The following is a 21882-nucleotide window of genomic DNA, read 5'->3' on the forward strand; positions in this document are numbered from 1 at the left end:
CCCCGGACACAACAGGGCCGATACGGAAGCACTATGCCTGATACTAAACGGCCCGGTAACGGGCACACGTCCCCATATCCATCCCGATCCCCTGGTGAAAAACACGATGTCGCCGTTCTCGGCGGCGGCAGTTTCGGTACTGCCATGGCCAAGGTGTTGTGTGAAAATGGCCATCGCGTCCACTTCTGGATGCGGGACGAGAAACAGGTGCAGGAACTGACGGAACACCGCACCAACAGCCGTTACATGCCCGGTGTGAAAATTGAGGGCGACCTGCTGCCCACCACGGCGTTTGCTGAAACCCTGGCCAATGCCGAGATCGTCTTTGTTGCCATTCCCAGCAAGGCCTTCCGCGACGTTATCCATGCCCACGCCAGCGACTTCCGGCCAGACCAGATTGTCATCAGCCTGACCAAGGGCATCGAACGGGACGGTTTTCGGCTGATGAGCGAGATCTTGCAGGAAGAGATACCACGAACGCGCATTGGTGTACTCAGTGGCCCCAACCTTGCGGCGGAAATCGTTAACCGGGAACTGACAGCGACAGTTATCGCTGCCAAGGATCCGGACGTGCGGCGTACGGTGCAAGACCTGTTAGGCTGCGAGTATTTCCGGGTTTACGCCAATGTGGACATCTACGGCGTGGAACTGTCTGGTGCACTCAAGAACATCTACGCCATTGTCGCTGGCATGGGCGCCGCGCTGGATCTGGGAGAAAATGCCCAGGCCATGCTGCTGACTCGCAGCCTGGCCGAGATGAGTCGCTTTGCCGTCAGCCTGGGCGCCAATCCAATGACCTTTATGGGGCTCGCCGGCATTGGTGACCTGGTGGTCACCTGTACATCTTCCAAGAGCCGTAACTACCGGGTCGGCTATGCCGTCGGCAAGGGTGCCCGGCTGGAGGATGCGGTAGCAGAGCTCGGCCAGGTGGCCGAGGGTATCCATACCTTGTTGCTGGTGAAGGAGAAGGCTGAGGACGTGGGCATCTATATGCCACTGGTTCGCGGTCTGTACGATATCCTTTATGGTGGAGCCTCTATCAAGGCCGTTATCAGTGGCCTGATGACTGCTGTGCAGAACTCTGATGTCGAGTTCATCCTGCCGAGAACCCTGTCAGGACAGGCCTGAGCCGTGAAATTACTGGTGATGCGCCATGGTGAGGCCGGCTGGCATACCATCGATCAGCAGCGAGAGCTGACCGACGCCGGCCGCACAGCCACGGGTCGGGTGGTACACCAGATCGCCGAGTCGCCCTGGCGGCCCCGGGAAATCTGGTGCAGCTCTCTGATCCGTGCCCGGCAAACAGCGGCCATCGCCTCCGAAATCCTCAATTGCCGTGTAACCGAGAAAACCTTTCTCACCCCGGATGACGATCCGGGCCTGTGCCTGGACGCGCTGCTTGAAGAGTCTCCGGCCACACGTCTGTTGATCGTCTCCCATATGCCGCTGGTGGGCGCCCTCTCTACCTTGCTGGTGGACGGGCATCGTCAGGGCATCCCCTTCATGACCAGTCAGGCGGTTGGCCTGGAGCTGCCAGTAGTCGGACCCGGCTGCGCCGACCTGAAGGTCCAGTTCCTGCCGTGAGCCTGCCGCGTTGTTTTTGGCTGAAACCCCTGATTTAACGGCCAGTTACCCTTGTAACCCATGGTGCGAGGCCCCATTTTGTTACCAACAGATCCGAATATTCCGGCTTTCGCGACTATCATTATCGTTATTGGCTTGATTCACCGATTCGTCAGGAGACACCCATGAGCCAGGACCCGAAACGTCTTGAAGAACAGGTAAAGTCCGCTTCCCAGGGAGCCGGTTTGCCGCCCATAGAGAAGTGGAACCCGGAGCTCTCTGGCGATATCGATATTCGTGTCGCCAGGGATGGCGGTTGGTACCACCAGGGTGAGCTGATCCAGCGGGAAGCCATTGTGCGGCTTTTTTCCACCATACTGAGGCGGGAAGAGGACGGCGAGTATTACCTGGTCACCCCGGTCGAGAAGTGGCGCATCAAGGTGGAGGATACCCCTTTGCTGGCCCACAGCCTGGAAGTGGCTGGCACTGGTAAAGATCAGGTACTCGCGGTCACCACCAATGTGGGTGAGCGGCTGCTTCTGGGGCCGGACCACCCGCTGGAGGTAGGTGCCTACGAAGGTGACGGCACGCCGCGTCCCGTTGTCCATGTCCGGCGCGGACTGGAAGCCCGCCTGGTCACCGCCGCCTACTATGAGCTGGCGGACCTGCTGGTTGAAAATCCGACGTCAGGCAAGGATTTACTGGGTATCTGGAGCAGCGGTGAATTTTTTCCGGTGGGCAACGGTTGAAATACGCCAACCCGGCTCCACCAATGAGGCAACACGGTAGAAAACGCAGTCTGACCCTTGTTAGACTGTATTTTAGATCTTGTTACCGAGCCCGGCTCTCTAATGAGGCCCGGTGGTCGTTAGTTCCTCTGTGCAGTCCGACTGTTCAAGATCATCGATCATCCGTTTTAAATTAACAGTCATTGCGACATGCAAGGAGAAACCATGGCCCAACCCCGCGTTGTTACCATTCACTACACACTGACCAATGATCAGGGAGAAGAGCTGGACTCCTCCCGCGTGGAAGGTCGTGAGCCACTGTCGTATCTGGAAGGTGCACAGAACATCATCGGCGGGCTGGAAAGCGCGCTGACCGAGAAGGACTCTGGCGACCAGGTCAAGGTATCTGTTGACCCGGCCGAAGGTTACGGTGAAAAGAACGACGAGCTGATTCAGCCGGTTCCCCGTTCCGCGTTCGAGGGTGTAGACACCATCGAGCCGGGCATGCAGTTCCAGGCTCAGACGCCGGGTGGCCCCCAGGTCGTCCGCGTTGTGGAAGTAAGCGACGAAACCGTCACCATCGATGCCAACCACCCGCTGGCCGGTGAGACTCTCCACTTTGACGTGGAAGTGGTCGAGACCCGCCCGGCAACCGACGAAGAGCAGGAGCACGGCCACGTGCACTGATGTGATGCCTTCCGTCAAGGTTGCATAAAAAGCGGCTCCTGTGGGAGCCGTTTTTTTATGTATGGATAACCGGCCGGGAAGGGCGCAGGTGCAAACTCCTGGGGTTGTTCGCTTCGGGTTTTTACAGGCAAAAAAAACCGGGGCGAACCCCGGCTTTCCTGCTATCGGCTTATGCGTTACATATTCGGGTAGTTGGGACCACCGCCGCCTTCAGGCGTTACCCAGGTAATATTCTGGGCAGGGTCCTTGATATCACAGGTTTTGCAGTGAACGCAGTTCTGGGCATTGATCTGGAACTTCTTGCCACTGCCGTCCTCTGCTTCTACTACCTCGTATACGCCGGCCGGACAGTAGCGCTGTGCAGGCTCATCGTACTTGGGCAGGTTGTGCTCGATGGGAATCGACGGATCCTTGAGCTTCAGGTGGATCGGCTGGTCTTCCTCGTGGTTGGTGTTAGAGATAAACACCGAGGACAGCTTGTCGAAGGTCAGCGTATTGTCTGGCTTCGGGTACTCGATCTTCTTGCACTGGTCCGCCGGTTTCATGGTGGCGTAGTCCGGTGTGGTGTCGTGGAACGTCATGGGCAGCGGCCGGCCCAGGATGTTCTGCTCGATAAAGGCGACAGCGCCACCACCAACCATACCGAACTTATGCATCGCGGGGCCGAAGTTGTGCTCCTTGAACAGCTCCTTGTAGAGCCAGCTGCCTTCAAAGCGCTCCTGGAAGCTGGTGACTTCCTCACCGGCCTTGCCTTCCTTGAGTGCTTCGAAAACGGCTTCAGCACCCAGCATGCCGGACTTCATGGCGGTGTGGGAGCCCTTGATCTTGGAGAAGTTCAGGGTGCCGGCATCGCAGCCCAGCAGCAGACCGCCCGGGAAGCTCATCTTCGGCAGGGAGTTCAGGCCGCCCTTGGTGATAGCCCGGGCACCATAGGAAACGCGCTTGCCGCCTTCGAGGTATTTCTTGAATTCCGGATGCGTCTTGAGCCGCTGCATCTCATGAAAGGGGCTTACATGCGGGTTGCTGTAGGACAGGTCGGTGATCAGGCCCACATAGACCTGGCCATTTTCCAGGTGGTAAAGGAAAGAGCCACCCGTGGTGCCGGACTCGCTCAGCGGCCAGCCAGTAGAATGAACCACCAGGCCAGGCTCATGCTTCTCCGGAGCGATATCCCACAGCTCCTTGATGCCGATACCGTAGTGCTGCGGATCCTTGCCTTCGTCGAGCTTGAAATCGTTGATCAGGCGCTTGCCCAGGTGTCCACGACAGCCTTCAGTAAACAGGGTGTACTTGGCTCGCAGCTCCATGCCCGGCATGTAGCCGTCTTTCTCGCCACCGTCACGGGCAACGCCCATATCGCCGGTGATAATGCCTTTGACCTGGCCATCTTCAACGATGGTCTCAGCGGCCGGGAAGCCAGGGTAGACTTCAACGCCGAGGGCTTCTGCCTGCTCGGCCAGCCAGCGGCACAGGTTGCCCAGACTGATAATGTAGTTGCCTTCGTTGTGCATGTTCTTGGGCACGAAGGCGTTGGGGATCTTGGTGGCCTTGTCCTGGCCCTTCATCAGGAAGATGTCGTCACGGGTGACCGGGGTGTTCAGGGGAGCACCGCGCTCTTTCCAGTCCGGGAACAGCTCGTTCAGGGCAGTGGGCTCAAACACGGTACCGGCGAGGATATGGGCGCCGATCTCGGAGCCTTTCTCGACGACACAGACAGTCAGTTCTTCGCCGGCTTCCTGGGCCAATTGCATGGTGCGACAGGCTGCCGAGAGACCCGCAGGTCCCCCGCCGACGATCAGAACATCAAATTCCATTGATTCGCGTTCCACGTTGGTCTCCTCAAACTTCTCATCAGTTGAACAGAAGGAATCTGGCACGTTCGGGCGCCGACCGGATTCAGCCGGGGCAGGTGATGTGCCGGGCACACACTGCGTCTGTCCCTTCATCTTTATGGTTTGCTGAACACGTCACTGGGTTGCGACCAGGGTTCGGCATGGCGTACCCGCGCTCAGGGCAAAGCGTACATATTACCGGACAACTGGCTGATAAACGACAGTTTACCCCGCTTTTTGCTCAGTTCAAACGATCGTTTGAAAACGTCGCCGCTTTCTGTCATCGTTCGGACAAGCCGGTTATGGGTCCTGACAGGTGGAAATAACCGGATAGCAAGCAAAGTGAATTATACCATAATTGCGAAACAGTGTTTCAATATTGAAGCCAAAATCGCTTAATCAGGCTCGAAATCAGAACAGCTAAACGGGATAAGTGCCGCAAAAAAACTACGGAAAGCCTTGCAAAGCCGCTGTGATGCTGCATTTGCTATTGACCCACCGGGTCTTTGCCTTCAGTATTATGGCGCCCTGACAGCAGGTCCAACGGAGTTTTTGCTGTTTGAATCAAGGTTCGGCCGCGGCTTCGCGAGCGGTCGGAGCGACAGGAATCATGAATACTCTGCTGTTGCCAACCTGGCGGTGTGTTTCCCCGGTGGTTCAGGCGAGAGTCTTTTTGATTACGAGTCATTAAACCCATCGTAGAAGAACGAGGAATCTATGAAGGTTCTGGTCGCTGTAAAACGAGTTATCGACTACAACGTGAAGGTACGCGTCAAGCCGGACAACTCCGGTGTTGATCTTGCCAACGTCAAGATGGCGATGAACCCCTTCTGTGAAATCGCAGTTGAAGAAGCGGTTCGCCTGAAGGAAAAGGGCGTCGCCAGCGAGATTGTCGTGGTTTCCATTGGCCCGAAGGCTGCCCAGGAGCAGATCCGTACAGCCCTGGCGCTGGGTGCTGACCGTGGCATTCATGTGGAGACGGACGAAGAAGTCCAGTCCCTGGAAGCTGCCAAGCTGCTGAAGGCGGTTGTCGAGAAGGAAGAGCCGAAGCTGGTTATCCTCGGCAAGCAGTCCATCGACTCCGACAACAACCAGACTGGCCAGATGCTGGCCGCCCTGACCGGTATGGCCCAGGGTACCTTCGCATCCGAAGTTGCGGTTGATGGCGAGAAGGTTAACGTTACCCGTGAGGTTGACGGCGGCCTGATGACCGTTTCCCTGAACCTGCCGGCAGTGGTCACCACTGACCTGCGTCTGAACGAGCCGCGTTACGCTTCCCTGCCGAACATCATGAAGGCCAAGAAGAAGCCGCTGGACGCCACCACCCCGGCTGACCTGGGTGTCGAGATTGCACCGCGTCTGGAAACCGTGAAGGTTGAAGCGCCTGCTGCACGCAAGGCTGGTATCAAGGTAGAAGACGTAGCCCAGCTGGTCGACAAACTGAAGAACGAAGCGAAGGTGATCTAAATGAGCATCCTGGTATTTGCTGAACACGATAACAGCAGCCTCAAGCAGGCTACCCTGAGTGTCCTGGCTGCTGCCAAGGAAATCGGTGGCGATATCGACGTTCTGGTTGCCGGCGAGAACTGTGGTGCGGTTGCCGAGCAGGCTGCAAAGGCAGACGGCGTTAACAAGGTACTGGTTGCCGATAACGCTGCCTACGGCCACAACCTGGGTGAAAACCTGGGCGAGCTGGTAGCCGAGGCAGGTAAGGGCTACAGCCATATCCTGGCCGCTGCCGGTACCACTGGCAAGGACTTCATGCCGCGCGTTGCTGCGCTGCTGGACGTTGCCCAGGTTTCCGACATTATGGGCGTTGTTGACGCTGACACCTTTGTTCGTCCGATCTATGCCGGTAACGCCATTGCGACCGTCAAGTCCAAGGACAGCACCAAGGTAATCACCGTTCGTCCGACCGCGTTTGACCCGGTTGCCGGCGAAGGTGGCTCTGCTGCTGTCGAGAACCTGGATGTGGTGAAGGACGCTGGTATTTCCTCGTTTGTTAACGAGGAACTGGCCAAGTCTGACCGTCCGGACCTGGCAAGCGCATCCATCGTTATCTCCGGTGGTCGCGGCATGCAGAACGGCGACAACTTCAAGATGCTTGAGCAGGTTGCTGACCTGCTGGGTGCCGCTGTTGGCGCCTCCCGTGCAGCCGTTGATGCAGGCTTCGTGCCCAACGACATGCAGGTTGGTCAGACCGGCAAGATCGTTGCTCCGCAGCTGTACGTTGCGGTTGGTATCTCCGGCGCTATCCAGCACCTGGCCGGTATGGGCGACTCCAAGGTGATCGTTGCGATCAACAAGGACGAAGAAGCCCCGATCTTCCAGGTGGCGGACTACGGCCTGGTGGCCGACCTGTTCGAAGCGGTTCCCCAGCTTGAAGAGGAACTGAAGAAAGTCCTGTAAGGGCTTGCTTCGACAGAAAAAGGGGCGCTTCCGGGCGCCCCTTTTTCGTATCTGTCAGAAAGATTGCCTCGCCTGCTTTATCCCCGGATCGGCTCTGCTATCCTTGCAGACTTCCGGGCGATGTTCACCGATAACCCTCCCTAAGGAGCAACTGTCATGGAAACCCCTTTTGATATCGTGCTGTTCGGTGCCACCAGCTTTGTTGGAAAGATCCTCACCCGACGGATGGCCGAACGGCATGGTTTTGGAAATGGGAAAGGGGACCAGGGCGTTGGTAGCGATGAGCGACCGGTGCGCTGGGCGATTGCGGGCCGCTCCAAGGCCAAGCTGGACCGACTGAAAGACGATTTGGGGCCCGCTGCCGTCAACCTTCCCATGGTCATTGCTGACGCAGGCGATGAGGATTCACTCAACGCCATGTGTGAACAGGCCCGGGTGGTGGTTTCTACTGTCGGGCCCTATGCGCTGCACGGTGAACCCCTGGTTCGCGCCTGCGTGGAAAACGGAACCGACTATTGTGACCTGACTGGCGAAGTGCAATGGATTCGCCGGATGATCCAGCTCTACGAAGAACGGGCAAAGGTCACCGGGGCTCGCATCGTCCACTGCTGTGGTTTTGATTCCATTCCCTCGGATATGGGCGTGTGGTATCTGCAGCAGGAAGCCGTGGCTCGTTTCGGACAGCCCTGCCAGCGGGTGAAGATGCGGGTCAAGGCCGCAAAGGGCGGGCTGTCAGGGGGTACCGTAGCCAGCCTGATGAACGTGATCAGGGAAGCAGCCTCCAACAAGGCTCTGCGCAAGGAACTGGCGAACCCCTTCTCCCTCTGCCCGCCAGACCACCGGTCAGTCACCCGTCAGCCCAACGTCAAGGCCGCCGAGTTCGACCAGGACCTGGAGTCCTGGGTGGCGCCGTTCCTGATGGCCGCCATCAACACCCGGGTAGTACACCGCTCCAATGCACTGCTTGACGCCCGCTACGGCACTGAATTCCAGTACGACGAAGCAATGATTACCGGCCGCGGCATCAAAGGCCGGGGCAGGGCGCTGGCCCTGGCCGGTGCGATGGCGGGCTTTGCGCTGGCTACCGCCGTCAAACCGACACGTTGGGCCCTCGAGCGCTTTGTGCTGCCCGAACCGGGCGAAGGACCGGACGACAATGCCCAGAAGAAAGGCTTCTACGACCTGCGGTTCATCGGTACCACGGAAGGGGGCCAGAGCCTGACGGTCAAGGTGACTGGCCAGGGTGACCCGGGCTATGGATCCACCAGTCGCATGCTGGCCCAGGCGGCGGAATGCCTGGCCTTTGATGTGCGGGCGGACCAGGCCGGTGGCTTCTGGACGCCGTCCAGCCTTATGGACGGAGACCTGCTGAAGCGGTTACAGGAAAACGCAAAGATGACCTTCGAGGTCCTGACAGCCTGAGGCAACCGGTGGGGAATCGGGCAACCTGTCCGGGCGAATGGCAGGCGTTAACCTTCCATCCGCTCGAACAGGGCCGCCATGATGTCGTCCATGGTGACGAATCCAAGCAGGCGGTTATCTTCAAGGACAAGTAGCCGTTTTACCCGGTGCTCGGTCATCAGGGCAGCGACATGGCGCAGCCCCAGGCTCTCGCCCACACTGATCACTGGTTTCGCACAGACGTCATAGACGTTGAGCAAGTCAACATCGCCATCTTCCGCTATCACCGTCTTGAGTATGTTGGTGTAGGTGATCAGGCCCCAGGCATCATGGTCGCTCTGCTGCTCTACCACGAGGGATTTAACGCCGTGTTGCTTCATCAGGTTCATCGCCTCGCGGATGGTGGCGAAAGGTGACACCTTGATGATGTCTCGAACCATTACGTCCCGTACTGTCAGCATCCGACGTCTCCTAGTCCAGGGTTTCTTTCAAGTGTTGCTCGAATTTTTCCACCTGGGAGAGGTCGATACCTCCCAGATGTTCCAGCGGCAGGGTAAAAACGATACCGCTGGAATCCTTGCCGTCCGGCATGATGACTTTCTGGATGGCTTTCAGAACCTCCAGTGACAGTCCTTTCTCCAGAACCATCAGCAGGACACTCTGGCTGCCGTCGTAGGTCAGGCCGAAGAAGGTCCTGCGGGTTGTGTTACTGATGCCACGCCCCGCCAACACGGTGATCCCGCCAGCACCAAGCTCACGAGCGGCGTCGATACAGTCCTGCTCCTGCTCCTCCGGAACAATGGCCACAAGTGCCGAAAATTTCATGTGTCTACCTCACGTCTTCTGGTCATCAGCTGGGCGAGTATGGCGTACCCCATGACCGTGACAATAGGAAAAATCGAGGCAAATGCTATAAGCCCGAAGCCATCGATAAGGATATTACGCCCCTCGATATTGGATGCCAGGCCAATGCCGAGCGCAGTCACCAGGGGCACGGTGACTTCCGAGGTTGTTACCCCGCCGAGATCATAGGCAAGGGCCACGATATAGCGTGGCGCCGCCAGTGTCAGTAGTATGACGACCGTATATCCACCCATGATATAAAAATGCATGGAGTCCCCGACGATTATGCGGTGCACACCAATAGTGATGCCCACCGCGACTCCACAGGCTACCAGTATGCGGATGACGTTACCGTTGATCTGGCCTGCAGCGGCTTCCTCGGCTTGTTGACCGATCGCTATCAGGGCTGGCTCGGCCATGGTGGTTGCAAAGCCAATAGTAAACGCAAACAGGTAGACGAACAGGTAGCCATCCAGCGTGATCAACTGTTCAGCCATACTGGTGCCGATGGGGAACAGCCCCATCTTCAACCCGATCACGAAGGCATAGAGCCCGAGAATGACCAGCACAAACCCGAAGGCGACTTTAACCGGGTTCGCCAGCGACTTTCTCAGCACCAGGTATTGAAACACCAGCACGGTGAGAATGATTGGCAAGACATCACGAACCATGCCAACCAACTCACTTAACATGCTCCACAGGCCGTTTGCCGAAGGTTTGGACTGCCCGGTTTCCAACAGGCTGGCAGCACCGGAAACCTCCCCACCACTGCCGTACACAAAGATGCCGTATACCTGCACAGTGATCATCGGGACCATAACCGCCAATGCCACCAGTCCAAAACCGTCAATAAGCGGGTTTCGCCCCCGGATAGAGGTTGCCAGCCCGATTCCCAGGGCGGCGATGAGGGGCACGGTCACCACATTGGTGGTAACGCCACCAGAGTCGTAGGCCAGACCCACGATCTCGGCAGGGGCGAACCAGGTCACAATGACCACCATGATATACCCGGTGATCATGAACCAGTGGAGCGGGAATCCAAATATCGTCCGGAACACGCCCAGGGCCGTTACAACCCCCACTGAAACTGCAACCAGCATCCGCAGAGTAAAGGCGTCTATTTGCCCGCCACTGATTTCCTGGGCCTGCATGGCAACGGCAATCAGGGCGGGTTCAGCCACTACTGCGGAAAAACCAAGGGCGAAGCCAAAACCCAGCAGCAGCGGTACAGAGCCTTTACGGGCGAACTGGTTGGAGAGACTTTTGCCCACCGGGAATATGCTCAGGTCCAGGCCCTGGAGGAAGAGTGCCACGCCGGCGGCAACGATTAGCAGGCCAACCGTCATGCTTGCGAGGTTGTCGGGAACCTGTTGCAGCACCAGTGCCTGGAAAAAAGCCACGACGACCACAATCGGCAGAAGGTTCTTCAGGGCGTGGAGGAACGCGCTGAAAAAAGCTTTCAGATAATACACATCATCTCCCGCCTGCCCTGCTAGTGATCGCTTTTACCACTGAAATGCACCGAATTTCAAATGGATACTGGCACTTTCCCTGAGTCGGGCTATTGATATTCATCAAGGTTGACGTATATTCCCGTATTCGGCAAGACGGCCACGGCATGCCCGGCAAATACACAGGTCCGGCAGCTTAACCAGGGTTCTATTGCTGTGCAGATACGCCTGGTCGTGGCTGCGTCTACCCCGGTGAATGGCTCATCGAGCAACAACAACCCTGAGGGCCTCAGCAGGGCCCGCGCCAGGGCCAGCCGGCGACGTTCACCGCCAGAGAGTGTGCGCCCCTGTTCCCCGACCATACTGTGTATACCGTCCGGTAAGGTTTCCAGTAGTGGAGTCAGTGCTACGGCGTCAAGGATCCTGTGCAGGTCCTGGTCGGTAGCGTCTGGTTTTGCCATTCGCAGGTTGGCGGCAATGGTATCGTTAAACAGGTGGGTGCGTTGTGTCAGATAACTGATATTCGCACGCCATCCGTCGATGTTGACCGACTCTGCGCTGTGACCGGATAGCTGCAGTTCACCGCGCCAGTTGTGGTTTATACCAGCAAGGCAATCCAATAGAGACGACTTTCCTGAGCCGGATCGGCCCAGGATGGCCAGGCGGCCATTTGCTGGCAACTGCAACGACAGTGGCTGGATCAGGGCCTCACCGTTTTGTTCCACGATAAAGTCCGTCAGCTGCAAAGGGCCAGGGCCTGGAGCCGGCTTTCCTGCTTGCTCGGGAGTATGGATAGCACCTTCATCATTGAGCCGGGCTGCAGCTCCGAGCGTGGTCCCGAATCGACTGAAGGCCGCAGGCAGGCCGGTAAATGCCTCCCCAAGCCCCAACACCGCGAGGGTGAACAGCAACGCGACAGGCCCGCTCAGTTCCCCCGATTGCCAGAGGGAAAGCCCAATCAGCATTGCGGTCAGTGACGCCAGCTGTATGGCCAAGAGGGATACCCCATTGGCGATTGCGGTCTGCTGTTCAACCAACAGGCGGGTAGTATCGAGGGTACGACTATCCCGAAGCAGGGCAATGGCTTCCGGTGACCAGAGCTGGGCGGCCCGTAGCTCACCATTGCCTTCAAGGGCATCCACGAAGCGGCCGCGGAGGGCCTCGGTTTGCTCGCCCTGGTTGCGGGATGGTGCAAAGGTACGACGGGCCAACAGGTACAGGACCATTGGCAGCATTGTCAGGGGTGCCAGTGACCACAGCAGGGGAGGCGCGACAAGGGCCATCACAAAAGCTGCCAGCAACAGTCCCGCCAGTGCCAGCCCGGATGGGGCGATCAACTGCAGGTACAGGGTGTCCATTGCGTCGACATCCGCAACCAGGCGGTTGAGCCAGTCAGCAGGGCGTTTTGTCGCGGTTTTGCCTGGGTGGGCCAATGCAAGGCGAGTGAACAACGCGACCCGCACATCGGCAAGCAGCCGCAGCACCGTGTCGTGGTTGTAAACCCGCTCCAGGTAACGCGAAACCGTACGGGCAAGGGCAAAGAACCGTATGCCCCCACCGGGGGTGTAGATATCCAGCTGGGCCGCAACCCCGGCAACCAGCAATAGGCCGGTAAGGGCTGTAGCAGTGATAAACCAGCCAGAGAGCGCCAGCAAGCCTACTCCGGCCAGTATCGTCGCGAATATCAGCAGGCCACCAATAACCAACCGCTGCCAACGAGCGGCGAGAAGGCGCAGCCAGGGCCGCAGTTCATTCATCCTGGAGCCTCCCGTCGACCAGTGTCAGGCAGCGGTCCGCCGCATTCAGCACGGCCGGGTGGTGACTGGCCATGATGATGGTGGCCCCCTGGTCCCTGAGTTGCCGGATTGCCTCAAGCAAACAATGCTCGCTCCGGGGGTCAAGCCCGGCAGTGGGTTCATCCATCAGGATCAGCGGGTAGCGGGCAAGGAAGAGCCTGGCAGTAGCCAGCCGGCGTGCCTGGCCCCCGGACAGGCCTGCACCGCCTTCCTGGATGGGCGTATCAAGGCCTAGTGGGCGCTGCCGGATAAGCTCACCCAGGCCGACTTTATCCAGGGCATCGGTCAGCTCCTGGTCGGTCGCATCCGGGGCTACCATGCGCAGGTTGCCCGCCCAGGTATCCTGGCGGATAAACGGTGACTGTCCCAGCCACCCGAATGGCCTTGCGTCTGGTAGCTCTCCGTTCACACGGACCACGCCGCTTGTGGGAGCAAGAAAGCCGGCAATCAGGTGGAGCAGGGTGGACTTGCCTGCGCCGGAGGGCCCGGACACTGCCACCAGTTGTGGGCTGGCAATGGTAAGGGAAAGCGGTTCAAGGCCTGTGCGTCCATCACGAAAGCTCACGGCCACGTTATCCAGTTCAACCACAGCTGTGCTACTGCCTGCGACCTCCCTGCCCGGTACAACTGCTGCCTCTGGAGCATTGTTGAGCCGCTGCCGGAGTTGAGCTGCAGCACCCAGGGCCGTAGCCCGGTCATGATAATGCTGCGCCAGTTGACGAAGGGGTTGGTAGAACTCTGGCGCCAACAACAGGATAAACAGGCCGGAAAACAGGGTGAGCTCGGTGGAAGGGCCATAGCTGATATACCCCAACAGCCCGAAACCGATATAGATGGCGATCACTGCAATGGCAATGGAAGCAAAGAACTCCAGCACCGCCGACGACAAAAAGGCTACCCGCAGTGTTTTCATATTCACCTGGCGGTACTCATCCGTAGCCCTGGCAATGTCACGGGTGGCAGGGCCTGTATAGTCAAATAGCTGCAGCGTAGACAGTCCCCGCAGGCGGTCCAGGAAGTGACCGGACAGGCGTCCGAGGGTTTCCATATGCTGCTGGTTCAGTTTCTCGGCACCCATCCCCACCAACGCCATGAAAAGCGGGATCAGCGGAGCGGACAGCAGCAGGAACAACGCGGCCAGCCAGTCCAGCCAAAGCACCGTGACCAGTATTAACAGCGGCACCACCACTGAAAGTATCATCTGCGGGAGATAGTGGGCGTAGTAACCGTGCAGGGCTTCGACCTGGTCCAGCCACTCCGAGGCCAGTGTGCCTGCTGAGGACTGGCCCAGACCAACAGGTCCAACTCGATGGAAATGATCAAGCAGGTCCCGGCGCAGTGCCATCCGTATCTGGTCGCTTGCACTGGCGGCATAGCGGTTCTGCAGGGCGACGGAAGAGGTGCGCACGGCGATGGCCACCAGAACGAGGATAATCACGGCGAGTAACTGACCGGGCAGTTGTTCGCCGGTCAGTACCTGGTGGGCAACCCAGGCCATGCCGCCCAGCTGAACAATGGTTGCCGCAGCCGCCAGGGTTCCGGCCAGTGCTGCCGCGCGAATGGTGCCGAGGGCAGGGCGCTGGCGCTGTTTCAACCAGCGCGCTGCCTCTCGTGGGGTAGGGCTTTCGGGAGTTGGGTCAGGCACTCAGTGGTAGCCTTCTCCTGCACGGACCTTGCCGCGGAATACCCAGTAGGTCCAGGCGGTGTAGCCCAGCACGACCGGAATCACGAACAACAGCCCCAGCAAAAGGAACAGTTGTGAGCCGTAGGCAGACGACGCGTCCCACAGGGTGTAGTTCGGGGGAACCACATAGGGCCACTTGCTCACGATCAGTCCCAGATAGGTGCTGATAAACAGCCCCATCGTCGCCACGAACGGCATGCCATCCTTGTGCCGGCGAATCGCCCGGAAAACCTGCCAGGCGCAGAACAGGCCAAACGCGGGGAACACCCAGATCAGTGTTATGTGGTCGAACCAGCGGTCCCGCACGAACGAATCGACAAAGGGGGTCCAGATGCTGATGATCGCAAAAACCACCAGTACCGCTACCAGCAGCGGCGTAACCAGCCGCCGGGCCCATTGCTGGAGGTCGCCTTCGGTCTTGAGCACCAGCCAGGTGGCCCCCAGCAGTCCGTAGCCGGCCAGCAGGCCTAGTCCGGTCAACACGGTAAACGGTGTCAGCCAGTCCAGCGCGCCACCTACATAGACCCCGTTGGCGGTTTCAAAGCCTTCGATATAGGCACCCACCACTACGCCCTGGGCAAAGGCGGCAACGGTGGAGCCACCGGCAAATGCCCAGTTCCAGAGATAACGGGAGGTGTTGGCCTTAAAGCGGAACTCGAATGCCACACCCCGGAAAATGAGGCCCGCGAGCATCAGGAAAACGCCGATGTACAATGCCGGCAAGAGAATCGAATACACCATGGGGAAGGCTGCCAGCAGTCCGGCGCCCCCGAGTACCAGCCAGGTTTCGTTGCCATCCCATACCGGTGCTACCGAGTTCATCATGACATCCCGGGATTCCTCGTCCGGTGCGAAAGGAAATAAAATCCCCACGCCCAGATCGAAGCCGTCCATCAGTACATACATGATGACACCAAAGCCGATGATGAATGCCCAGATCAGGGCCAGGTCAAACAGTTCCATAATCAATACCCTCCCGGACGCACGATGTCTTCGTTGTATTCAAACGGCACATGGGCTGCAGAAAGCGGCCGTTTGGGGTGGTCCGACTGGTATTCCTGGTCCCTGGCCTCGAGGCCGTCGTGGAGTACTCGCATCAGGTAGTAGACACCTGCTGAGAACACCAGGGCGTAGACGACGATGTAACCGATGAGGGTAAACAGGGCCATGCCACCCGTGAGGGACGGGGTCAGCCCCTCCGCCTGGGTCATCATGCCGTAAACCACCCAGGGTGCACGGCCAAACTCGGTGACAAACCAGCCGGACAGTACTGCCACAAACGGCGTCACCGACATCAGTCGCAGCCCCTGCAGGAACCAGCGGTTCTCGGCGTAGCGACCACCCCGGCGCAGTACCAGGCCTGCAATGGCGAAGCCGATCATCAGGAAGCCAAGTCCCACCATTACCCGGAAGCTCCAGAACACCAGCATTACCGGAGGTTGTTCCTCTTGTGGTACCAGGTCCAGGCCAGGCACCTGACCGTCAATATCATGGGCCAGGATCAGACTGGCCATCCCGGGAATACCGATCTCGAAACGGTTGGTCTGGTTTTCCTGGTCGGGCAGCGCAAACAGAAGCAGGGGCACACGGGTGTCGGTTTCCCAGTTACCTTCCATGGCTGCGACCTTTACTGGCTGGTGTTCCTGGGTGTTCAGACCATGGAAGTCCCCGATCACGGCCTGGGACGGTGCCATGATCAAAAGCATCCAGAGGCACATCGACAGCGCCTTGCGGTTGGCTTCAATCTCACGCCCGCGCAGCAGGTACCAGGCGCTTACACCTGCGACCACGAAGCCACCGGTAAGGAACGAGGCCATGACCATATGGACAAACCGCCAGGTGAACGAGGGGTTAAAGATGGCCTCAGACCAGGAGGTGACATGAAAGATGCCTTCCCGGAGTTCAACGCCGGCTGGCGTCTGCATCCAGCTGTTTGCGGAAAGTATCCAGAATGAGGAAATAAAGGTGCCGAAGGCCACCATAACCGCCGCGAACAAATGAACCCCTGCGGGCACCTTGTCACGACCAAACAGCAACACCCCCAGAAAAGCGGCTTCAAGGAAGAAGGCCGTAACGACCTCATAGCTCAACATTGGCCCGAGGAAGTTGGCCGTCGCCTGGGAGAAGTTGGACCAATTGGTGCCAAACTGGAACGACATGACAATGCCGGACACCACGCCCATACCAAAAACCACCGCGAACACCTTTGTCCAGAAGGTGGACAACCTGGTCCAGGCCGGGTTTTCAGTCTTGAAGGCAAGACCTTCAAGGACCGCTATGTAGGAGGCCAGGCCAATTGTGAAGACGGGGAAAATCGCATGGAAGGAAACCACGAACGCAAACTGTATTCGCGACAGCAACAGGGGATCTAGCTCCATCGGGAACCTCCGGTAACCACAGTTCTCATGGGAGTGAGGGCACTCCCACCTTGGTATTACTGCCTTCCGTTTGTGCAGTTTTTGTTAGTACCGGCAGCTAACTTCAATCCATCAATACTAGCATGCTACTCTGAACCCGCAGCACGCCAAAGGGGCAGAATGTCGCACCACTTGCCTTAAATCAATTGTGGAGAAAACCTTGGGCTTCTACGCGGAACGCATCCTGCCCCATATCATCGACAAGGCCTGTTCAGTAGGGCAGGTCATGAAACTACGCGGTCGGTTAGTGCCCCGGGCCAAAGGCATCGTACTGGAAGTGGGCATGGGCTCCGCTATCAACCTCGAATTCTACAATCCGGACACCGTAGAGCTGGTTTACGGCCTGGAGCCTTCACGGGGGATGCGCCTGAAGGCCACGGATAACCTGGCCAGGTCACCGGTTGCCGTGCAGTGGCTGGACCTTCCCGGTGAGAAAATCCCCCTTCTGGCTAACAGTGTAGACACCGTCCTGCTGACCTTCACGCTGTGCACCATCCCGGATCACCAGGTCGCACTGCAACAAATGCTGCGGGTACTCAGACCCGGTGGGGAGTTGCTGTTCCTGGAACACGGCGAAGCCCCGGAAAACCCCACACAGAAGTGGCAACACCGCATAACCCCGGTCTGGAAGCAATTCGCTGGCGGCTGCCACCTGAACCGACCGATCGACCAACTGATCGAACAAGCGGGGTTTCACATCAAAGAGCTGGAAAACTTCTACATGCCCAGCGCCCCACAGATCGCTGGTTACCTGTACCAGGGCATGGCGGTGAAACCCGACCCAGCTCAGGCAAGCGATTAGCCCTCCCAATTGCTTTGCGCGCCATGGCCTTATACAATCCTGCCCGTCTTTTCCCTTCCGAAAAGCCCGGGTGGTGAAATTGGTAGACACTGGGGACTTAAAATAAAGTCAGCGTGTCAGAAAAACCCAATTAAAACAGTACGTTGAAAGGGTCAAAAAATCTGGTGCATCACTGGTGCATCAAATTAAAGTAAAACGCTCCGGTGGTGAAATTGGTAGACACTACGGATTTAAAATCCGTTGGCCGTTAGGCCGTGCCGGTTCGAGTCCGGCCCGGAGCACCAATCCCCAATCCAGGGAAAGCAGCCATAAACCGGTCAGCCGGTCAGCGGTTGTTTCACCCCGGTCCTGTGCCTGCATCCCGCCAGCCCACTGGCAACGGGCAACCGATCACCCGCCAGGGCCTCACCGATAGATCAAACGGCTATAACGAAAAATCAGCGGTCCGGTTTTTGCTTGGCTTTTAAATACAGTCACATATACCTGAATTCCTAAAGTCCGGTATCAGGTAAAGCAAAAGCCGTGCTCAGATTTTTTTGGAATAAGGGCGTTGCCAGTGTCCCGGTAAATGTGAGGCAGGATCACGTTTACCCCAAAGCTGGGGGAACGTATTTCCCGTGTGGGCGGGTGAATACCCCTGATTCCGGGCATTACGAAACTTTCGTAGTACCTGGCGGCTTGTGGGTAAAGGGTCACACAATCCGTGGATACCCATCTCTCCGGCGGGCGGGCGCTCATCCTTGAGCGTAAAGCCAGCCCGGACAGGCCGGCGGTGGGTAAATCAGATTTGATTCATGCGGGCCTGACTGACACCACGGCGCGCTTCAATCCCATGCTGGCGGCGTAACGATGGGCGCGTGCTTCGAGTTCTGCCGGTTCCTTGCCTACCAGCTCCGCCACTTGCCGGCCCTTGTGGGCGACGATGGCGAACCACACAGGTTCCTCGCTTAACGGCCTTGTGGCGTTGCCAAGGTAGCGTTGCTGATTACTGTATTGATCCCGCACGCTCGAATTATTGATCGCCATTGTCGAAGCCCTCCGGCGGTTCTACGGTTATCGGTAGCCCTTCCCGGCCAGTGTTCCGCAAGTAGCTTTCAACCCGGTTCACGGCGCTCTGCTCATTCATGCCACGGAACTCTATGCCGCCTGCGGTTGCCTTCCAGGTATTCAGCCCTTCCATGGGCCTGTGGTTGTCCCGGTCCATTACATCGACTCCAGGCCGGACAGGGCCTTGCGTGCCCGCTCGTCGGCTTCCTTCGCCGCTTTCAGCTTGCTGGCGTCGTGGTTGTGGATCTGGCCTGAAAGCTCTACCAGTTTCGAGCCGGCGCTCGTCACTCTGGCCTCGGTCTTTTTCAGCAGATCCAGGCGGGAGAACAGTTCCGGGTTCTGCCGTTTCTTGAACTCGGTTTTGTGGTGTTGGTGCTGGGCAGGTGTCAGGCCGGAGAGATACGCGGGCGCGGACAGGATCGCGGTCAGTGTCTCGTGGTCGTTGTTTGCCATAGCATCAGCGACAAAGGCGGAACGCTGCTCCCGGTCCAGGTGTTTAACGTGGTTGCGGATATCCGATGCGGTGCCGGCGTTCTTCGGTGCATCAACGGGCGCGTTCAGTTGTTGCTCGATATCGGTGATTGCCTGGCGCGCATACTGGATCGCATTGTCCAGCTTGCCCGATGCGGCGTTGAATGCCTTTTCGTGGGCCTTGCTGAACTCCTCGATATTCTTCGATTCGGTTTGCAGGGTGTTCGCTAACGCTACCTTACGGGCTGCGAGGATCCGTTCTGCGGCATTGCGTGCCGTGTCGTGGGCATTCACCAGGGACAGGAACACTGTGTCGTGTTGATGCTGCTCTACGGTCTCCTGGGTGAAGTGGCCGGCGTGTAGGTCGGTGTGAATCTTGAACTCTGGCTCGGTGCGTTTAACTGTTTCGGGCATGGTGCTGTTCCTTTGTCGGTGCTTTGTCTTTTGCGGCTTTCAGGCTCTGATAGAACTGGTGAACTCCGCTTTTCGTGTCTTTGGGCTTTCTGTATTTCTTCGGCACTGTCGTTACTCCTTCAGGCAAGGCCCCGGATCCGGCGCATTCCCACGGCGGTTTTTCTGGAAACTGCCAGTTGGGCAGCCCCGGCCAGGGCGTTAGCGCGGTCATCATGGCCTTGTGGGGCGTGGTCGATAATGTCCCGGCCACTGCGTCCCGTCCGGCGCTCCAGCAGTGTTAGCTGCATCAGGGCCTTTTCGTCCGGTGGAAGCTCGATAGAGCCCGTTTGCAGCATCGGCATTAACTCCAGGTACAACTCGGATCGGTTCAGGTTGCTGTTCTGCATTGTGATTCCGTGCTTTTTGTATTCCTGGCGGGGCCACTCAGCCGCGTAACGGTCGCCGGTACACTGTTTAATCCCGTACTGGCGCATAACCTGGGCATAGCGGGCGGTGATAATCGCCGGATCCCCGTGTTCAGCCCATATCCCATCGATTACAGTCCGCTCGCCTTCCTTGTGGCTGATCGCCAGGGTGTATTCATCAGCACCGCCACCGGCCACGTCCACAAAGGCGCTATAGTGGGTCCGGCGAACTGGCGGGAGTATCAACGGGCGTTGTCTTGCGTTGCTGTCCGCAAGGGCGCGGGTGATAAACCCGGTTATGTCATCTCGGAACTGTGCCAGGTATTCAGCAGCAGCAGCGGCGGGATCCCTGTCCAGGGCCTGATCCACCAGGCGGCGGGGTAGTGTCGGGTTCATGGTCAGCGTCGGGGCCTGTGCTACCAGAATGCCGCCTTCCGTGCCGTAGTGTTTGCGGTAGGCTTCCCACAATGCGCCGCGGCGGCTGTAGGGGCTGGAAAGGGCAATCAGGGGGCCATTCAGGGTGGCAAGGCCGGGACGGACTGCGTTCAGGATTTCATAGTCCGGGTTGGCTGAATCCTCAGAACGCCAGAACGCTATCTCATCGGCAATAACGGCGGCGAACGTATAGCCACGGGTGGCGCGGAATGAGGCTGTACCCACTTCGATAACGGCTCGGTTTGCAAGCTCCAGGGTTTCAGCGGATTCCTTGATGATCAGCCGGGCAAGCATCGGGTTAGCATTCATCAGGCCACTGATATACCGGAACACGGACCGGGCCTGCTTACGGTCAGCAGCCAGGACCATCACGGTGGCAACTTCACCGGGTGCCAGGTTGGGGCGGTGGTCATTGAAACAGGCTTCAAAGACTGCCAGCAGGGCGGCCATGTTGGACTTCCCGCCACGGCGTCCGATAGCCAGCCATAGTTCATCATGTGCGGCGTCTGGGGCCTGCTCACGGCCTGTCAGGGCCTGCCAGTGGGGTAGCTCGTCGTCTGTCAGTGCAAGGCCATAGAAGCCAGCCAGAAGGGCACGCCACGCGGCGAACGATGCACCACCGAACTGATCCCCGTATAGCTCCGGATCCGTCATCAGGTCACGGATGCTGATCATTGCTTGGCCCTCGCTTCTAGGAACTGTGCAAGGTCTGGCACTTCACGGGCCACGCGGTTCAAACCCAGCTTGGTCAGAATGCCCTGAAGGCTGTTAGCGGCCTGTACCCACTTGCCAACGTCGAATTCAGATCCTTTAGCCAGGTTCTGTTCCTGATCCGCCAGCCAGTATTCCAGCCACAGGGCACGCTCTACCAGACTCCGCTGGGCATAGCTCAATGTGTCAGCGCCACCAAGGTCATCAGTGAAGGCCCGATACCGTTCCCGCATTACCTGGGCCACAGCCAGCCGGCCATCCAGGTCATCCAAGTAGCCGGGGGCGTATCTGTCGGGGATCTGCTTTGCGGCCATAATCTGGGGGTAATCCTTTGGTAATCGGCTTGTATGATGCACTACATGCTGCACAGCTTAGCAACAATCATCAAAAGACTATATATAACAGTGCTTTGAATAAGGCACACAAAGGACAGAATATCCTTTCTATTGCCAGAATAAGGCGGATTTCAAAGGGGTAGGGTGCGGAATAATAGTTGCAGACGCGAATAATTGACTGCGTAGTAAATAGGGTTGTTCTATTCATCGGCGGGGGCAGGGCTATGGCGGTGTGATCCGCCAGCCTTCCCGTGGTGGGGTGCTTTTACACACCCCCCTTTAGGGGTGAAAAACCATCCCAGTCCCGCCTTACTCTCCCAAGGGCTGAGCCGGGATGGTGGGATGGTTTAGGATTCATCCCGCCGGTTAGTTCAACCCCTTGCGCCCCAAGGGCTAGACTGGGATGGGATGGCTTAGTGGGATGGTTTATCCCATCATCCCATCCCACCTAT

Annotated in this window: 21 protein-coding genes and 1 tRNA gene; 9 read left to right on the top strand and 13 right to left on the bottom strand. The window is 58.2% G+C overall.

What is annotated here, in order from left to right:
* Positions 1-33: 33 nt before the first annotated feature.
* The 4 genes from MLC59_RS02485 (at position 34) to MLC59_RS02500 (ending at position 2978) form a co-directional block, all read left to right on the top strand.
* Positions 34-1128 (top strand): NAD(P)H-dependent glycerol-3-phosphate dehydrogenase, encoded by a 1095-nt coding sequence (locus MLC59_RS02485; protein ID WP_282450816.1) that lies wholly within the window; start codon positions 34-36, stop codon positions 1126-1128.
* A 3-nt stretch (positions 1129-1131) separates the two neighbouring features.
* Positions 1132-1584, top strand: a complete 453-nt coding sequence (locus tag MLC59_RS02490; RefSeq protein WP_248230617.1) for a SixA phosphatase family protein — start codon at positions 1132-1134, stop codon at positions 1582-1584.
* Between the two features lie 164 nt (positions 1585-1748).
* The gene (locus MLC59_RS02495) at positions 1749-2312 is read left to right on the top strand and encodes a DUF1285 domain-containing protein (RefSeq protein ID WP_248230619.1); all 564 of its coding nucleotides are present in this window, start codon (positions 1749-1751) and stop codon (positions 2310-2312) included.
* A 204-nt stretch (positions 2313-2516) separates the two neighbouring features.
* A complete protein-coding gene (locus MLC59_RS02500; protein WP_248230621.1) occupies positions 2517-2978 on the top strand; it encodes an FKBP-type peptidyl-prolyl cis-trans isomerase in 462 nt (153 codons plus the stop codon).
* A gap of 176 nt (positions 2979-3154) precedes the next feature.
* On the opposite strand, the gene MLC59_RS02505 is transcribed toward MLC59_RS02500, so the two are convergent.
* Positions 3155-4807, bottom strand: coding sequence for an electron transfer flavoprotein-ubiquinone oxidoreductase (locus MLC59_RS02505; RefSeq protein WP_248230623.1), 1653 nt, complete (start codon positions 4805-4807; stop codon positions 3155-3157).
* 720 nt (positions 4808-5527) lie between these two features.
* On the opposite strand from MLC59_RS02505, the gene MLC59_RS02510 reads away from it, so the two are divergent.
* The 3 genes from MLC59_RS02510 (at position 5528) to MLC59_RS02520 (ending at position 8641) form a co-directional block, all read left to right on the top strand.
* Positions 5528-6277, top strand: coding sequence for an electron transfer flavoprotein subunit beta/FixA family protein (locus MLC59_RS02510; protein ID WP_248230627.1), 750 nt, complete (start codon positions 5528-5530; stop codon positions 6275-6277).
* On the top strand, positions 6278-7219 hold the full coding sequence (locus MLC59_RS02515) for an electron transfer flavoprotein subunit alpha/FixB family protein (protein WP_248230628.1): 942 nt from the start codon (positions 6278-6280) through the stop codon (positions 7217-7219).
* A gap of 156 nt (positions 7220-7375) precedes the next feature.
* On the top strand, positions 7376-8641 hold the full coding sequence (locus MLC59_RS02520; protein ID WP_248230630.1) for a saccharopine dehydrogenase family protein: 1266 nt from the start codon (positions 7376-7378) through the stop codon (positions 8639-8641).
* 47 nt (positions 8642-8688) lie between these two features.
* On the opposite strand, the gene MLC59_RS02525 is transcribed toward MLC59_RS02520, so the two are convergent.
* The 7 genes from MLC59_RS02525 to MLC59_RS02555 form a co-directional block, all read right to left on the bottom strand.
* Positions 8689-9081 (bottom strand): CBS domain-containing protein, encoded by a 393-nt coding sequence (locus MLC59_RS02525; RefSeq protein ID WP_248230632.1) that lies wholly within the window; start codon positions 9079-9081, stop codon positions 8689-8691.
* A gap of 10 nt (positions 9082-9091) precedes the next feature.
* A complete protein-coding gene (locus MLC59_RS02530) occupies positions 9092-9445 on the bottom strand; it encodes a P-II family nitrogen regulator (RefSeq protein WP_248230634.1) in 354 nt (117 codons plus the stop codon).
* Positions 9442-10935, bottom strand: coding sequence for a DUF1538 family protein (locus MLC59_RS02535; protein WP_248230636.1), 1494 nt, complete (start codon positions 10933-10935; stop codon positions 9442-9444). Before MLC59_RS02535 ends, MLC59_RS02530 begins: the two co-directional genes overlap by 4 nt.
* An 89-nt stretch (positions 10936-11024) precedes the next feature.
* Positions 11025-12671, bottom strand: coding sequence for an amino acid ABC transporter ATP-binding/permease protein (locus MLC59_RS02540; RefSeq protein WP_248230637.1), 1647 nt, complete (start codon positions 12669-12671; stop codon positions 11025-11027).
* Positions 12664-14355: a thiol reductant ABC exporter subunit CydD gene (cydD, locus tag MLC59_RS02545; RefSeq protein ID WP_248230638.1), complete on the bottom strand. Its 1692-nt coding sequence runs from the start codon at positions 14353-14355 to the stop codon at positions 12664-12666. The genes MLC59_RS02540 and cydD overlap by 8 nt, the downstream gene beginning before the upstream one ends.
* A complete protein-coding gene (cydB, locus tag MLC59_RS02550) occupies positions 14356-15357 on the bottom strand; it encodes a cytochrome d ubiquinol oxidase subunit II (RefSeq protein WP_248230639.1) in 1002 nt (333 codons plus the stop codon).
* A gap of 2 nt (positions 15358-15359) precedes the next feature.
* Positions 15360-16772, bottom strand: coding sequence for a cytochrome ubiquinol oxidase subunit I (locus MLC59_RS02555; RefSeq protein WP_248230640.1), 1413 nt, complete (start codon positions 16770-16772; stop codon positions 15360-15362).
* 199 nt (positions 16773-16971) lie between these two features.
* On the opposite strand from MLC59_RS02555, the gene MLC59_RS02560 reads away from it, so the two are divergent.
* Both MLC59_RS02560 and MLC59_RS02565 read left to right on the top strand, forming a co-directional pair.
* Positions 16972-17613, top strand: a complete 642-nt coding sequence (locus tag MLC59_RS02560) for a class I SAM-dependent methyltransferase (RefSeq protein ID WP_248230641.1) — start codon at positions 16972-16974, stop codon at positions 17611-17613.
* Between the two features lie 197 nt (positions 17614-17810).
* Positions 17811-17897: transfer RNA gene (locus tag MLC59_RS02565), tRNA-Leu, on the top strand.
* A 508-nt stretch (positions 17898-18405) separates the two neighbouring features.
* On the opposite strand, the gene MLC59_RS02570 is transcribed toward MLC59_RS02565, so the two are convergent.
* The 5 genes from MLC59_RS02570 to MLC59_RS02590 all read right to left on the bottom strand — a co-directional run bounded on the left by MLC59_RS02570 (position 18406) and on the right by MLC59_RS02590 (position 21409).
* The gene (locus tag MLC59_RS02570) at positions 18406-18639 is read right to left on the bottom strand and encodes a hypothetical protein (protein WP_248230642.1); all 234 of its coding nucleotides are present in this window, start codon (positions 18637-18639) and stop codon (positions 18406-18408) included.
* Positions 18626-18817 (bottom strand): hypothetical protein, encoded by a 192-nt coding sequence (locus MLC59_RS02575; RefSeq protein WP_248230643.1) that lies wholly within the window; start codon positions 18815-18817, stop codon positions 18626-18628. The genes MLC59_RS02570 and MLC59_RS02575 overlap by 14 nt, the downstream gene beginning before the upstream one ends.
* Positions 18817-19545 carry a hypothetical protein gene (locus MLC59_RS02580; RefSeq protein WP_248230644.1) on the bottom strand — a complete coding sequence of 243 codons (729 nt, stop codon included), beginning with the start codon at positions 19543-19545 and terminating at the stop codon, positions 18817-18819. The genes MLC59_RS02575 and MLC59_RS02580 overlap by 1 nt, the downstream gene beginning before the upstream one ends.
* Before the next feature lie 119 nt (positions 19546-19664).
* Positions 19665-21059 (bottom strand): hypothetical protein, encoded by a 1395-nt coding sequence (locus MLC59_RS02585; RefSeq protein ID WP_248230645.1) that lies wholly within the window; start codon positions 21057-21059, stop codon positions 19665-19667.
* Positions 21056-21409, bottom strand: a complete 354-nt coding sequence (locus tag MLC59_RS02590; RefSeq protein WP_248230646.1) for a hypothetical protein — start codon at positions 21407-21409, stop codon at positions 21056-21058. The genes MLC59_RS02585 and MLC59_RS02590 overlap by 4 nt, the downstream gene beginning before the upstream one ends.
* Positions 21410-21882 lie beyond the last annotated feature (473 nt).

This window comes from Marinobacter bryozoorum, assembly GCF_023156245.1.
GTDB lineage: Bacteria > Pseudomonadota > Gammaproteobacteria > Pseudomonadales > Oleiphilaceae > Marinobacter > Marinobacter bryozoorum.

What these genes read in the sequence shown, in the direction of transcription:
- MLC59_RS02485 (WP_282450816.1), top strand. Translation starts at nt 34, where the DNA reads ATGCCTGATACTAAACGGCCCGGTAACGGGCACACGTCCCCATATCCA.
- MLC59_RS02495 (WP_248230619.1), top strand. Translation starts at nt 1,749, where the DNA reads ATGAGCCAGGACCCGAAACGTCTTGAAGAACAGGTAAAGTCCGCTTCC.
- MLC59_RS02500 (WP_248230621.1), top strand. Translation starts at nt 2,517, where the DNA reads ATGGCCCAACCCCGCGTTGTTACCATTCACTACACACTGACCAATGAT.
- MLC59_RS02510 (WP_248230627.1), top strand. Translation starts at nt 5,528, where the DNA reads ATGAAGGTTCTGGTCGCTGTAAAACGAGTTATCGACTACAACGTGAAG.
- MLC59_RS02515 (WP_248230628.1), top strand. Translation starts at nt 6,278, where the DNA reads ATGAGCATCCTGGTATTTGCTGAACACGATAACAGCAGCCTCAAGCAG.
- MLC59_RS02520 (WP_248230630.1), top strand. Translation starts at nt 7,376, where the DNA reads ATGGAAACCCCTTTTGATATCGTGCTGTTCGGTGCCACCAGCTTTGTT.
- MLC59_RS02525 (WP_248230632.1), bottom strand. Translation starts at nt 9,081, where the DNA reads ATGCTGACAGTACGGGACGTAATGGTTCGAGACATCATCAAGGTGTCA.
- MLC59_RS02530 (WP_248230634.1), bottom strand. Translation starts at nt 9,445, where the DNA reads ATGAAATTTTCGGCACTTGTGGCCATTGTTCCGGAGGAGCAGGAGCAG.
- MLC59_RS02540 (WP_248230637.1), bottom strand. Translation starts at nt 12,671, where the DNA reads ATGAATGAACTGCGGCCCTGGCTGCGCCTTCTCGCCGCTCGTTGGCAG.
- cydB (WP_248230639.1), bottom strand. Translation starts at nt 15,357, where the DNA reads ATGGAACTGTTTGACCTGGCCCTGATCTGGGCATTCATCATCGGCTTT.
- MLC59_RS02555 (WP_248230640.1), bottom strand. Translation starts at nt 16,772, where the DNA reads ATGGAGCTAGATCCCCTGTTGCTGTCGCGAATACAGTTTGCGTTCGTG.
- MLC59_RS02570 (WP_248230642.1), bottom strand. Translation starts at nt 18,639, where the DNA reads ATGGCGATCAATAATTCGAGCGTGCGGGATCAATACAGTAATCAGCAA.
- MLC59_RS02575 (WP_248230643.1), bottom strand. Translation starts at nt 18,817, where the DNA reads ATGGACCGGGACAACCACAGGCCCATGGAAGGGCTGAATACCTGGAAG.
- MLC59_RS02580 (WP_248230644.1), bottom strand. Translation starts at nt 19,545, where the DNA reads ATGCCCGAAACAGTTAAACGCACCGAGCCAGAGTTCAAGATTCACACC.
- MLC59_RS02585 (WP_248230645.1), bottom strand. Translation starts at nt 21,059, where the DNA reads ATGATCAGCATCCGTGACCTGATGACGGATCCGGAGCTATACGGGGAT.
- MLC59_RS02590 (WP_248230646.1), bottom strand. Translation starts at nt 21,409, where the DNA reads ATGGCCGCAAAGCAGATCCCCGACAGATACGCCCCCGGCTACTTGGAT.